The following is a 12,943-nucleotide window of genomic DNA, read 5'->3' as shown; positions in this document are numbered from 1 at the left end:
GCTTGCGGGCCGTTGTTGTTTATACTGGCGCACTTTTTTTCGACTTGGACACCCACACCAATGAGCACCCTGCTGGCCCTGGACACCGCGACTGAAGCTTGCTCCGTTGCCCTGCTGCACGATGGCAAGGTTACGAGCCACTACGAGGTGATCCCGCGCCTGCATGCGCAGAAGCTGTTGCCGATGATCAAGCAACTGCTTGAAGACGCCGGCACCACCTTGGCGGCCGTCGATGCCATCGCCTTCGGCCGTGGCCCCGGCGCGTTTACCGGTGTGCGTATTGCCATTGGCGTGGTGCAGGGCCTGGCGTTTGCGCTGGAGCGTCCGGTGCTGCCGGTGTCCAACCTCGCCGTGCTGGCCCAGCGTGCCTTGCGCGAGCACGGCGCCCAGCAGGTGGCAGCGGCCATCGATGCACGCATGGATGAAGTCTATTGGGGCTGCTACCGCGAGACGGCGGGGGAGATGCGCCTGGTGGGCGTCGAAGCCGTGCAGCCGCCAGAGGCGTCGGTATTGCCGCAGGGTGCCAGCGGTGACTGGTTCGGTGCTGGCACCGGCTGGGGTTATGGCGAGCGCATCGGTGTGCAGTTGGTGGGCCAGGACGCCGCGATGTTGCCACACGCCGAAGACCTGCTGACCTTGGCACGCTTCGCTTTCGAGCGTGGCGAAGGGATTCCCGCCGACCAGGCGGCGCCGGTTTACCTGCGCGATAAAGTTGCGCAGACCAAGGCCGAGCGCGGGATTATTTGACGTCAAAAGTGTGGGCATTTTCCGGCGAAAATCGCCAATCGTCAGAATTTGCCCCAGCTTTTAAACCTTTTGCAAATTATGTGTTCTAGTTATCACCAGAGCATTTGCGCGCTACGGATTGCGCCACTAAAATGCCATTACTGATAGCGAGTTCGCGCCCATGCGTATTGATGGCTTTTCCTCACAGTCCTACCCAATCAAGCGCAAGCCGCGTAAGGCAAATGCGACGGTGGATGACGCTGTCGAGGATTCGCCGGACTTCATCGAAGTCCAAGCCGATGCGCAGGCCAATGCCCAAGCCCGTATCAGCGGTCTTCCCGCCCGTCAGCAAGACATGGTCTTCCCCCGCTCCATGAGCAAAAGCGTTGCCACCGCCCTGGCCAGCTACCTGACCACCGCCGGCTTTGTCGAATGGGATATGGAAGTGCTGGGTCTCGACATCCACATCTGATGCGCCTGCCTTATTTCATCGGTTGCCCGTCCTGGAGTGAAAACGCCTGGCGCGAGTACCTGTACCCGGCCGATGCGCGTTCCAGCGATTACCTTGCCCTCTATTCCCAGGTCTTCAACGCCGTTGAAGGCAACACCACGTTTTATGCGCGACCTTCAGCGGCTACGGTGCAGCGCTGGGCCGAGATCATGCCCGAGGATTTTCGCTTCACCGCGAAATTCCCGGGTGATATCAGCCATGGCGGCGACTTGCGCGAGCAGTTGCCGGCCGCGGAAAGTTTTGTCGGCTTGATGAGCCCGCTGGGCGAGCGTGTGTCGCCGATGTGGCTGCAATTGTCGGCGACTTTCTCACCGCAGCGGCTCGCCGAGTTGGCTGGGTTTATCGACGGCCTGGAGCGCCCGCTGGCGGTGGAAGTGCGCCACCCCGAGTTCTTCGCCAAGGGCGATGCCGAGCGCATGCTCAACCGGCTATTGCGGGATCGGGGTGTTGAGCGCATCTGCCTGGACCCGCGTGCGCTGTTCAGTTGCACGTCCACTTCGGCGGCGGTGCTGCATGCCCAATCAAAAAAGCCCAAGGTGCCGCCGCGTCCGGCCGCGCTGACGCTGTTCCCCCAAGTGCGGTTTATCGGCCATCCCGAGCTGGAGGCCAACGATCCGTTCCTGGTCCCGTGGGTCGCCAAAGTCGCCGACTGGATCGAAGAGGGCCGCACGCCCTACGTGTTCCTGCACACCTCGGACAACCGCCTGGCGGCGCAACTAGCGCTGCGTTTTCATGAGCAGTTGATGGCGCGCCTGCCCGGCCTGCCGCCGCTGCCGACCCTGAATCGAACGCCTGCTGTGGAGCAACTGGGGTTACTCTAAGGCTCCTTTTTTCGCCAGGAGCCAGACATGGATGCCCAAACCCTTCGCGCCGAAACCTTCAAGGCCTTGCATGAGCGTGATCGTGCCTTTGTGATGCCCAACCCGTGGGATGCCGGCTCCGCGATCATGCTCGCCAGCCTCGGCTTTGAAGCCCTGGCCACCACCAGTGCCGGCTATGCATTCAGCCTCGGACGGCCGGATGCGGAAGGCGCGTTGTCCCTGGACGACACCTTGAGCAATGCCAGCGCCATCGTGCAGGCGACGCCGTTGCCGGTGGCGGCGGACCTGGAAAACGGCTTCAGCGACACCCCCGAAGGCTGCGCCCAGACCATCCTGCGCGCGGCGGCCAGCGGTATCGTCGGTGGCTCCATTGAAGATGCCACGGGCATCGCGGTTGACCCGATCTATCCCTTTGACCTGTCCGTGGGGCGCGTGGAAGCCGCCGTTGCCGCTGCCCGCAGCCTGCCATTCCCCTTTACCCTGACCGCCCGCGCAGAAAACCTCCTGCATGGCCGCCTGGATTTGCCTGACACCATCCGCCGCCTGCAAGCCTACGCCGAAGCCGGCGCCGACGTGCTCTACGCGCCGGCCCTGCGCAGTGCCGAGGAAGTGCTGGCGGTGGTCAAGGCCGTCGCGCCCAAGCCGGTGAATGTGTTGATGTCCGGCGGTCTGAACTTGAGCGTCGCGCAGTTGAACGAGATGGGCGTGCGGCGTATCAGCGTCGGCTCGGCCCTGGCCTTGGCGGCGTATGGCGAGTTCTATCGGGCGGCGCAGGAGGTGTATGAGTTGGGCACATTTACCTTCACCGAACGCAAGATGCCGTTCAGCCAGGCCAACGCGTTCTTCAAGGGCTGAGTCAGGCGGCCAGGCGCAGGTTCTGCGTGACCAGCGGGCGGGCCCAGTAGTAGTCGAAGTCCAGGGCCTTCTGTTGCTCCACCAGCTCTTCGTCCGGGTACGGCGTGGCGGCCGGTGGCAGCAGGTCCAGTTCGAACTCGGCGATGGGCAGGTGCAGCGGGCGCGGTTCGGGGGCCGGGCCGGGCTCCGGCAATGGTTGGCCGGCAGTGAGTACGATGGGGCGGACCCAGCCGCTGTCGAAATTCTGCTGGCGCTGTTGGGCGACGATTTCGTCGTCCGGGAAAGGGGTGGCCGCCGGTGGCAGCAGTTCGGTCTCGAACTCGGCGATCGGCAGGAACAGCGGCTCAGGCGGGGCGATCTCGGTGTCTTTCACGTCGCACTCACGCTGGGTGAGGATCTGTGATAGCAGGTCGGCGCCAGCGCGCGGTTCAACTTCCGGGTCCAGCGGTGCCGGCGCCTGGGCGGCGAGCGCGTCCGGCGTGCCGCCGAGCTGCTCGGCCAACGCCCGGGCGAAGAAGTCCTGCCACACATGACTCACCCCGGCCAGCGCTTGGGTATTGCGCAGGCCGTAGTGGTTGTGGGTCGGCAGTACACCGATGGTTTGGGGAAGAATGTCTGACATTTTTCTCGGTCGACGCTCAGCTCTGGCAAAATACCTGACTGTTGGTTTTATCGGCCGTTGTTTGCCGATCCTTAATATTTTTGAGCGTAGCGATTGATGAGCGAACAACCAGCGGCCAGCCGCATCCGGGTCGAGGCCTTGGCCGAGGGTTTCCAGGCCCTGGCCGAACAATGGGCGGCCCGGCTTGACCTGCCTTTGCAACTGGCGGATGCGGATTTTTCCCTGCAAGTCGGCGAGCAAGGCCTACAGCTGCAACAGCTCGGGCCTGACGCGCCAGGGGCCGTGCGGGTGGACTTCGTCGAGGGCGGCGCCGCGCACCGACGTTTATACGGCGGCGGCAGCGGGCAGATGATTGCCAAGGCCGTGGGCATCGCCCAAGGCGTGCGGCCACGGGTGCTGGACGCGACGGCGGGGCTGGGCAAGGATGCGTTCGTGTTGGCCAGCCTGGGCTGCGACATGAGCCTGATCGAGCGCCAGCCGCTGATCGGCGCCTTGCTCGAAGACGGCCTGGCACGCGGTGCGGATGATTTTGAAGTGGCGCCGATTGTGGCGCGCATGAAGCTGCTCAAGGGCAATTCCATCGAGGTGATGCGCAACTGGGAAGGCGAGCCGCCGCAGGTGATCTACCTCGATCCGATGTTCCCGCACCGTGAGAAAACCGCCCTGGTGAAGAAGGAAATGCGCCTGTTCCGGCCGTTGGTGGGCGATGACCCGGATGCCCCAGCCTTGCTCGCCGCGGCGTTGGCCCTGGCCAGCCACCGGGTGGTGGTGAAGCGGCCGCGCAAGGCGCCGTGCATTGAGGGGCCAAAGCCCAGCCATGCGTTGGATGGCAAGTCCAGCCGGTATGATATTTATCCGAAGAAGGCGCTCAAGGGCTGAATCTTTATTGGCCTTTAGGGCCTCATCGCAGGCAAGCCAGCTCCCACATTTTGATGTGTGAATACGTTCAAGTGTGGGAGCTGGCTTGCCTGCGATAGCGCCAGCCCAGACAACACAAGGCCTCAGGCCCGATAAGCGCGCATAAACAACCCCACCACATCCCGCACATGCGCCTCGGCGGCTTCCTCGCTCAACTGCCCGCCACAGCCATACAGCAAGCAAAAATTCGCCGTGCCCTTGAGCAGGCAAAAGAAGTGCTCGGCCGCCGTAAACGGCTTGTCGATGCTCAGCGCACCGCTCTGGTCGATCTTGCTCAACAGGCGTTCCATGCCCAGCAACATGCGCATCGGCCCGGCTTCGAAGAAGATCTGGGAGAGTTTCACGTCCTGATTGCCCGTGGTCATCATCAGGCGATGCAGGTTTACCGATTCCTCGCTGTTGATCAGCCGATGGAACCCCCGCGCGATATTCAGCAACACCGTCTCCACAGGCATGCCTGCGGGCAGCTCGAAGTACATCACCGGCAGTTGTTCCTCGCACGTGGCCACCACGGCGGCGGTGAACAAGGTCTCTTTGTCGGTGAAGTGGCTGTAGACGGTCAGCTTCGACACGCCGGCTTCCAGTGCCACCGCGTCCATGCTGGTACTGGCGTAACCATTGCTCAAAAACAGGATTTTCGCCGCTTCGAGGATAGCCTGGCGTTTTGCCATGTCCTTGGGACGCCCGGGGCTATTGGTGTTGATAGGATTGTCGGACATTTCCACCTTTAATACTGGACTGGCGAGTTTGGTATTAATAACATACCGGCCAGTATAATTATTCCTAGCTCCATTTGCGAAAGGTCCTTCAGCATGCGCAGCACTTTCCTGCCCCTTGCGTTGCCTGTCAGTTTGGCTTTCCTGCTGGCCGCCTGCGGTCACGAGGAAGCGCCCCAGAGCGTTATCCGCCCGGCCATGGTGGTGCAACCGCAGCCGTCGGCGCAGGCGAGTGACAGCTACCCCGGCGAAGTGCGTGCGCGCTATGAGCCGGACCTGGCCTTTCGCATTGGCGGCAAAGTCAGCAAGCGCCTGGTGGAGGAGGGCGAGCGGGTCAAGGCCAACCAGCCGCTGGCCGAGCTGGACCCGCAAGACGTGCGCCTGCAACTGGAAGCCACCCGCGCCCAAGTGGCCGCCGCCGAGGCCAACCTGAGCCTGGTGCGTGCCGAGCGTGACCGCTACAAGACCCTGATGGACCGTCAGATGGTCAGCCGTTCGCAGTACGACAATTCGGAAAACCTCTACCGATCCGGTGAAGCACGCCTCAAGCAGATCAAGGCCGAGTTCGACGTGTCGAGCAACCAGGCCGGTTATGCCACGTTGCGCGCACCGCAGGACGGCGTCGTCGCCAAGCGTGCGGTGGAAGTCGGGCAAGTGGTGTCTGCCGGCCAGACGGTGTTCACCCTGGCCACCGATGGCGAGCGCGAAGTGTTGATCAGCCTGCCGGAGCAAGGTTTCGGTCGGTTCAAGATCGGCCAGCCGGTGTCCGTTGAGTTGTGGAGCCAGCCCGACCAGCGTTTTGCCGGGCGTATTCGTGAGCTGTCGCCAGCCGCTGATCCAAAATCACGCACCTTTGCCGCTCGTGTAGCATTCTCCGGTGGCAAGGTTCCCGCTGAATTGGGGCAAAGTGCCCGTGTTTTCATACAAGCCGATGGCGTGATTCCCTTGTCGGTGCCGCTGTCTGCCCTCAGTGCAGAAAATGGCGATTCCTACGTATGGCGTGTACAGGCGGACAACACCCTTAAACGCACGCCGGTACGCATCGGCGCCTTCGGCGAGAAAAGCGTGCCGGTGCTCGAAGGTTTGAGCCCCACGGACTGGGTGGTCGCAGCGGGTGTGCATGTGCTCCATGAGGGCCAGCAAGTGCGCCCGGTGGATCGCTCCAATCGGGTGGTGAATCTGGCGGCCAAGGAGTAGTCCCCGATGGGTTTCAATCTTTCCGAATGGGCGCTGCGTAATCGCCAGATCGTACTGTTCCTGATGATCCTACTGGCGGTGGTCGGCACCCTGTCCTACACCAAGCTGGGACAAAGCGAAGACCCGCCGTTCACCTTCAAGGCCATGGTGATCAAGACCAACTGGCCAGGCGCCACGGCCCAGGAAGTCTCGCGCCAGGTCACCGAGCGCATCGAGAAAAAGCTGATGGAGACCGGCGAGTACGAGCGCATCGTGTCCTTCTCGCGCCCTGGCGAATCCCAGGTCACCTTCATGGCCCGCGACTCCATGCACTCGGCGCAGATCCCCGAGCTGTGGTACCAGGTGCGCAAGAAGATCAGCGACATCCGCCAGACCTTGCCACCGGATATCCAGGGGCCGTTTTTCAACGATGAATTCGGCACCACCTTTGGCAATATCTACGCCCTGACCGGCGACGGTTTCGACTACGCCGTGCTCAAGGACTACGCCGACCGCATCCAGATTCAACTGCAGCGGGTGCCGGATGTGGGCAAGGTCGAGTTGCTTGGCCTACAGGACGAGAAGATCTGGATCGAACTGTCCAACCTCAAGCTGGCCACCCTCGGCTTGCCATTGGCCGCCGTACAACAGGCCTTGCAGGAGCAGAACGCGGTCTCCACTGCCGGCTTCTTCGAAACCCCGAGCGAGCGCGTGCAGCTGCGGGTGTCGGGCAACTTCAAGACGGTGGACGAGATTCGCAACTTCCCGATCCGCGTCGGTGACCGCACCTTCCGCATCGGCGACGTGGCGGACATCCACCGAGGCTTCAACGACCCACCGGCACCGCGCATGCGCTACATGGGCGCGGACGCCATCGGCCTGGCCGTGGCCATGCGCGACGGTGGCGACATCCTGGTGCTGGGCAAGGCCCTGGAAGGCGAGTTCGCACGCCTGCAGAAGAATCTTCCGGCAGGTATGGAACTGCGCAAGGTGTCGGACCAACCGGCTGCGGTGAAAACCAGCGTCGGCGAATTCGTCCAGGTCCTGGCCGAAGCCTTGGCCATCGTGTTGCTGGTGAGCTTTTTCTCCCTTGGTGTGCGCACCGGCATGGTGGTGGCCCTGGCGATTCCGCTGGTGCTGGCAATGACCTTTGCCAGCATGTATTACCTCGGCATTGGCCTGCACAAGATCTCCCTGGGCGCGCTGGTACTGGCCCTGGGCTTGCTGGTGGACGACGCGATTATCGCTGTGGAAATGATGGCGATCAAAATGGAACAGGGCTACGACCGGCTGAAGGCCGCGAGTTTCGCCTGGACCAGCACCGCGTTCCCGATGCTCACCGGCACGCTGATCACCGCCGCCGGCTTCCTGCCGATTGCCACCGCGCAATCGAGTACCGGCGAATACACCCGCTCGATCTTCCAGGTGGTGACCATCGCCCTGCTGGCCTCGTGGGTCGCCGCGGTGGTGTTCGTGCCGTACCTGGGGGAAAAACTCCTGCCGGACCTGGCGAAGATTCACGCGGCCAAGCACGGTACTGACGGGCCTGATCCCTACGGCACACCCTTCTACCAGCGTGTCAGGCGTTTGGTGGAATGGTGCGTGCGCCGGCGCAAAACCGTGATCGTCCTGACCTTGCTGCTGTTTATCGGCTCGGTGGCGCTGTTTCGTTTTGTGCCGCAACAGTTCTTCCCTGCCTCCGGTCGCCTGGAGCTGATGGTCGACCTGAAACTGGCCGAAGGTACTTCCCTGAGCAACACCGCCGATCAGGTCAAACGCCTGGAAGCGCTGCTCAAGGAACACGCTGGCATCGATAACTACGTGGCGTATGTTGGCACCGGCTCGCCGCGCTTCTATCTGCCGTTGGACCAGCAATTACCCGCTGCGAGTTTTGCGCAGTTCGTGGTGTTGGCCAAAACCATCGAAGAGCGCGAAAGCCTGCGCACGTGGCTGATCGAAACCCTCAACGAACAGTTCCCGGCGCTGCGCTCGCGGGTCACGCGCCTGGAAAACGGCCCGCCCGTGGGGTATCCGGTGCAGTTCCGTGTAACGGGCGAGCACATCGAAGAAGTCCGCGCCCTGGCGCGGAAAGTGGCGGCCAAGGTTCGCGAAAACACCCACGTGGTCAACGTGCATCTGGACTGGGAAGAACCGAGCAAGATCGTCTACCTCAATATCGACCAGGACCGTGCGCGTGCCCTTGGCGTCAGCACCGCCAACCTGTCGAAGTTCCTGCAAAGCTCGCTCACCGGTTCCAGCGTCAGCCAGTACCGGGAGGACAACGAGTTGATCGAAATCCTCCTGCGCGGCACCGTGCATGAACGCACCGAGCTGTCGTTGCTGCCAAGCCTGGCGGTGCCTACCGACAACGGCAAAAGCGTGGCGTTGTCGCAGATCGCCACTCTGGAGTACGGCTTCGAAGAAGGCATCATCTGGCACCGCAACCGCCTGCCAACGGTGACCGTGCGCGCCGATATCTACGGCAAGGAACAACCGGCGACCCTCGTCCAGCAAATCCTGCCGACCCTGGAAGGCGTGCGCGCCGAGTTGCCGGATGGCTACCTGCTGGACGTCGGCGGCACGGTCGAAGACTCCGCCCGTGGGCAGAACTCGGTGAAAGCCGGCGTGCCGTTGTTCATCGTGGTGGTGCTGACCTTGCTGATGCTGCAACTGCGCAGCTTCTCACGCACGGCGATGGTGTTTCTGACGGCGCCGCTGGGCCTGATCGGCGTGACGTTGTTCCTGCTGGTATTCCGCCAGCCCTTCGGCTTTGTGGCCATGCTCGGCACCATCGCCTTGTCGGGGATGATCATGCGCAACTCGGTGATCCTGGTGGACCAGATCGAACAGGACATCAAGGCGGGCCTGGCGCCGTGGCAGGCGATTATCGAAGCCACCGTCCGACGCTTTCGTCCGATTGTGCTCACGGCTCTCGCTGCCGTGTTGGCGATGATCCCGCTGTCGCGCAGCGTGTTCTTCGGGCCGATGGCCGTGGCGATCATGGGCGGGTTGATTGTGGCGACGGCGTTGACCCTATTGTTCCTGCCGGCACTTTATGCGGCATGGTTTCGCGTCAAGCAAAACGCTCAATAGTATTTAATAGGGAAGGGCGTGTGTAACTGTGCAGGCGCCCGGTAACTAAGAGAGCAGTGGGAAATACCCGACACCTAATGACTGTTGCGACAGTCAGTGTGTCTCCCACAGGTTTAATTAGAGTGTGGGAAGTTTCTTTTCTACAGTTTTTATAATTGAAGTGTTGGTGTCAGCCAAGGGGGTAATGCGTTGCAGTGTGTGGTCCAGATGAGGGACGGAGTTTGTATACAGGTGGCACACAAAGCTGTCCTCTCCGGTGATTTTGTAACACACAATACACTCCGTCATTTGTGCGAGTAATTGTTCCACCGCTTGAAAGTTCCCCGCCAACGGTTTAACCCTCACCAGCGCCTGCAGTGCAAAGCCAAGCGCCTGGGCATCCAGCTCGACGCTGAAGCCGCTTATGACTCCCGCAACCTCCAAACGCTTGAGACGCTCGCTGCAGCCTGGCGCTGACAGCCCGACCTGACGGCTCAGTGCGCGAATGGATGCGCGGGCGTTTTGGTGCAGGGCAGTAATCAGGGCGCGATCAATCGGGTCTAATTTGTGATCGCTCTTTGTAAGCTTTTTCATTAGATGGACCTTACGAACATTGATGAAACAGCATGAAAATCTTACATACCACGAATCCATAAAAAAACAATGGCTTTTTTGAAAGCCGCTGCCTATTGTTTTTGCCAGCAGTCGTAGGCAGTACTGTGTCGCTCTTTCAACTTGATCTATTTATCGAGGGATTGAAATGAACTACGTACTTGATGAGGCTCGCCTGCAATACCATCACGATACTAACTTTCCTGAGAAAGGCGTATTTGCACAGCGTCATGAGTTTGCCCGCAACGGGTTTATAAAAGTGCGAAATATTGTCGACGACGACCTGCGCGAAAAGATAACGCGTGAGGTCAACAGCCTGATCGACCGCCAGCTTGAACGTCGCGACTTGCACCTGGCAACCACCGACAATACGCCACGCTACATGAGTGTAGTGCGCAGCGAGTTCATTGCTGAAAACAGCCCGCTGATCAACACGCTGTCCAAGTCCAAAGGACTGCTGGATACCTTGTCCCAGATCGCGGGAACTCAACTTATCGCGTCTGTTTCCAAGGATGAGGAATACTTGATCACCAAGCAGGAGCGCAAAGGCGATACCCACGGTTGGCACTGGGGGGATTACAGCTTTGCACTGATCTGGATTATTGAAACACCCCCGATCGCCAAGGGCGGGATGTTGCAATGCGTACCCCATACCTCATGGGATAAGTCCAACCCGAGAATTCATGAGCTGCTGTGCAGCAACCCGATTGCGACATACGGCTTCGTGACGGGGGATATTTACTTCCTGCGCACCGACACCACCCTGCACCGCACCATCCCGCTAAACGAAGATGCAACGCGGATCATCCTCAACATGACGTATGCCGCTAAAAAAGACGACGAACAGAAGCTGCACGGCAATGATCGCTGGTGGGAAGACCAGCACGTCGAAGCAGCCAAGAGCGTGACCTGAAGCGCATCTGTCGAAACCCACGGGATGATGATCATGCATGACATTCAATGTCTCCAGCGCGCCAGTGCCTTGCTGAAACAAGCGCAATCACACGCCGCCATGGCCGACTTGGTCAGGGCGGCTGTCGCTCGCAATGAACAATGGCGCGGGCAGCAGTGCATCAATCTCGTGGCCGCCGAGTCACCCACCAGCCCATCGGTGCGCGCGTTGCTGTCCAGTGAGGTCGGCACGCGTGCATCGGGTGGGCATATCGGGCGGGACAACCGTTTTTTCTCGGGGATGAAAAATATCGACGAACTGGAATCGCTCTGCGTGGAACTGTTGAAAACCACTCTGCGCGCCCGGCACGCCGATCACCGTCTGATGGGCGGAATGGCGGCAGTGCTCGCCGCGTACACGGCGCTGGCCCGGCCCGAAGACAATGTCATGACGGTGCCGGTGATCCGGGGGGGCGATACCAGTAACCGCACCAATGGGCCTCCCGGTGTCCGTGGGCTTAAGGTGTGGGACATTCCCTTCGTGCACAAGACCGCAGACATTGACCTCACGCGTTTCAGCGAAATTGCGCGTGACTTGAAGCCTGCGGTGATTGGGCTGGGCATGACCTTGACCCTCTTCCCTTTGCCGGTGGCCGATATCAAGGGCATCGTTGCGCCATGGGGTGGGAAGGTGTATTTCGACGCCGCTCACCAACTGGGATTGATCAGCGCCGGGATGTTTCAGGACCCGCTAGCGGAAGGGGCGGATTTGATGACGGGCTCTTCCGGCAAGACCTTCAGTGGCCCCCAGGGCGGTGTGATCGTGTGGAACGACGAGGCGTTGACCCCCGCAGTGCACGAGGCCATTTTCCCCACCCTGACCGGTAGCCATCAGATCAACCGGGTCGCGGCACTCGCCGTGGCGGCCACCGAGATGCTGGAGTACGGGCAGGCTTATATGCAGCAGGTGGTGAGCAATGCCCAGACGCTGGCCACCCACCTGGACCGCAGAGGCGTCACCGCGTTTTATCGGGACCAGGGTTACACAAGGACGCACCAGATCGTAATCGACTCGAAACCCTTCGCCAGCGGGCGCGATGCGGTGCAGCGCCTGGAGGCCGCCAATCTCATCGCCAATGAAATGCCATTGCCTTGGGACACAGATCCCTACAAGGAAACGGGCATTCGACTGGGGACCGTCGAGGTCACCCGGCTGGGCATGAAAGAGTCAGAGATGGCGTGGATTGCCGAGCAGATTGCCAAGGTATTGCTACACAAGGCGGACCCGATGGCCGTTGCCAATGGTGTGATCGACTTTATGAAGAACCATCGAACGGTCTATTACTGCCACGAAAATGGACTGCCCCGCTAAGTCGTCACGCGCGCTGACGCGAAGGAGCGTTGTATGCCCGATACCCTGCTGCCCATTTACCAAGCCGTACTGGCTTTCGCTCTCGCCGCCATCGCTTTGCTCGCCAGCCCAGGCCCCGCCACGCTGGCATTGGCGGCAAGCGGGGCGGCCTATGGCATGCGGCGTTCGACGCGTTTTTTTGTCGGGATCACGCTAGGACTGGTGATCGCCATGACCTTGGTCGCTACGGGCCTGTATGTGGTACTGCAGCGTTTTCCGATGCTGGCGACAGCGCTGACGGTCATCTCCATCGCTTATATCTTTTGGCTGGCCTACCGCATTGGCACTGCGCCGCCGATCGAGGAGGTGCCGTCCGCCGTCACACCGGGTTGGGGCGCCGGGTTTGTGCTGGGTGTTGCGAATATCAAGGCGTATGCGGCATTTGCGGCCTTGTTGGGCAGTTTCACCTTAGGGACGGCGCCTGCGTGGGAGCAGGGTACAAAGGCGTTGATCTGCCTGTTGGTGTGTGTGGTGTTCGACTTTCTGTGGTTGTTTGCCGGCAGCCGGATGCGCACGTTGTTCATCCATCCGACCTGGAGCCGGCGACTTAACGTAAGCTTCGCGATTTTGATGGTAGCGACGGTTGCCTGGTCGTTGACGCTGGCGCAATAG

At 61.0% G+C, this 12,943-nt stretch carries 13 protein-coding genes; 10 read left to right on the top strand and 3 right to left on the bottom strand.

Annotated elements, in window-relative coordinates; translation table 11 throughout:
* Positions 1-60 precede the first annotated feature (60 nt).
* From tsaB to J1G37_RS00725, 4 genes are all read left to right on the top strand, one after another.
* Positions 61-747: a tRNA (adenosine(37)-N6)-threonylcarbamoyltransferase complex dimerization subunit type 1 TsaB gene (gene tsaB, locus J1G37_RS00740; RefSeq protein WP_207039834.1), complete on the top strand. Its 687-nt coding sequence runs from the start codon at positions 61-63 to the stop codon at positions 745-747.
* A gap of 160 nt (positions 748-907) precedes the next feature.
* Positions 908-1,198, top strand: a complete 291-nt coding sequence (locus J1G37_RS00735) for a hypothetical protein (protein WP_017738316.1) — start codon at positions 908-910, stop codon at positions 1,196-1,198.
* On the top strand, positions 1,198-2,058 hold the full coding sequence (locus J1G37_RS00730) for a DUF72 domain-containing protein (RefSeq protein ID WP_207039833.1): 861 nt from the start codon (positions 1,198-1,200) through the stop codon (positions 2,056-2,058). Before J1G37_RS00735 ends, J1G37_RS00730 begins: the two co-directional genes overlap by 1 nt.
* Positions 2,059-2,085: 27 nt before the next feature.
* On the top strand, positions 2,086-2,913 hold the full coding sequence (locus J1G37_RS00725; protein ID WP_207039832.1) for an isocitrate lyase/phosphoenolpyruvate mutase family protein: 828 nt from the start codon (positions 2,086-2,088) through the stop codon (positions 2,911-2,913).
* A 1-nt stretch (position 2,914) separates the two neighbouring features.
* Here the strand turns inward: J1G37_RS00725 and J1G37_RS00720 are convergent, their stop codons facing one another.
* Positions 2,915-3,535 carry an energy transducer TonB gene (locus J1G37_RS00720; RefSeq protein WP_207039831.1) on the bottom strand — a complete coding sequence of 207 codons (621 nt, stop codon included), beginning with the start codon at positions 3,533-3,535 and terminating at the stop codon, positions 2,915-2,917.
* Positions 3,536-3,631: 96 nt separating this feature from the next.
* Here J1G37_RS00720 and J1G37_RS00715 point away from each other — a divergent pair, with 96 nt between their 5' ends.
* Positions 3,632-4,414: a class I SAM-dependent methyltransferase gene (locus J1G37_RS00715; RefSeq protein ID WP_207039830.1), complete on the top strand. Its 783-nt coding sequence runs from the start codon at positions 3,632-3,634 to the stop codon at positions 4,412-4,414.
* A gap of 122 nt (positions 4,415-4,536) precedes the next feature.
* Here J1G37_RS00715 and J1G37_RS00710 read toward each other — a convergent pair whose 3' ends face one another.
* Positions 4,537-5,172 carry a TetR/AcrR family transcriptional regulator gene (locus J1G37_RS00710; RefSeq protein ID WP_207039829.1) on the bottom strand — a complete coding sequence of 212 codons (636 nt, stop codon included), beginning with the start codon at positions 5,170-5,172 and terminating at the stop codon, positions 4,537-4,539.
* A 93-nt stretch (positions 5,173-5,265) separates the two neighbouring features.
* On the opposite strand from J1G37_RS00710, the gene J1G37_RS00705 reads away from it, so the two are divergent.
* Together J1G37_RS00705 and J1G37_RS00700 are read left to right on the top strand one after the other, a co-directional pair.
* Entirely contained in the window at positions 5,266-6,366 is a 1,101-nt protein-coding gene (locus J1G37_RS00705) for an efflux RND transporter periplasmic adaptor subunit (protein WP_207039828.1), read from the top strand.
* Between the two features lie 6 nt (positions 6,367-6,372).
* Positions 6,373-9,438, top strand: coding sequence for an efflux RND transporter permease subunit (locus J1G37_RS00700; protein WP_207039827.1), 3,066 nt, complete (start codon positions 6,373-6,375; stop codon positions 9,436-9,438).
* 117 nt (positions 9,439-9,555) lie between these two features.
* On the opposite strand, the gene J1G37_RS00695 is transcribed toward J1G37_RS00700, so the two are convergent.
* Positions 9,556-10,011, bottom strand: a complete 456-nt coding sequence (locus J1G37_RS00695) for an Lrp/AsnC family transcriptional regulator (protein WP_207039826.1) — start codon at positions 10,009-10,011, stop codon at positions 9,556-9,558.
* A gap of 166 nt (positions 10,012-10,177) precedes the next feature.
* Between J1G37_RS00695 and J1G37_RS00690 the strand changes: the two genes are divergently transcribed.
* The 3 genes from J1G37_RS00690 to J1G37_RS00680 are packed head-to-tail and all read left to right on the top strand — an operon-like array spanning position 10,178 to position 12,943.
* A complete protein-coding gene (locus tag J1G37_RS00690; RefSeq protein ID WP_207039825.1) occupies positions 10,178-10,942 on the top strand; it encodes an ArpA protein in 765 nt (254 codons plus the stop codon).
* Between the two features lie 33 nt (positions 10,943-10,975).
* Entirely contained in the window at positions 10,976-12,292 is a 1,317-nt protein-coding gene (locus J1G37_RS00685; RefSeq protein ID WP_242551369.1) for a serine hydroxymethyltransferase, read from the top strand.
* Positions 12,293-12,325: 33 nt separating this feature from the next.
* Positions 12,326-12,943 carry a LysE family translocator gene (locus tag J1G37_RS00680; protein WP_207039823.1) on the top strand — a complete coding sequence of 206 codons (618 nt, stop codon included), beginning with the start codon at positions 12,326-12,328 and terminating at the stop codon, positions 12,941-12,943.

The sequence above is a fragment of the Pseudomonas sp. Marseille-Q1929 genome (assembly GCF_017316265.1).
Lineage (GTDB): Bacteria > Pseudomonadota > Gammaproteobacteria > Pseudomonadales > Pseudomonadaceae > Aquipseudomonas.
This window is presented reverse-complemented; position numbering and strand designations above follow the sequence as displayed.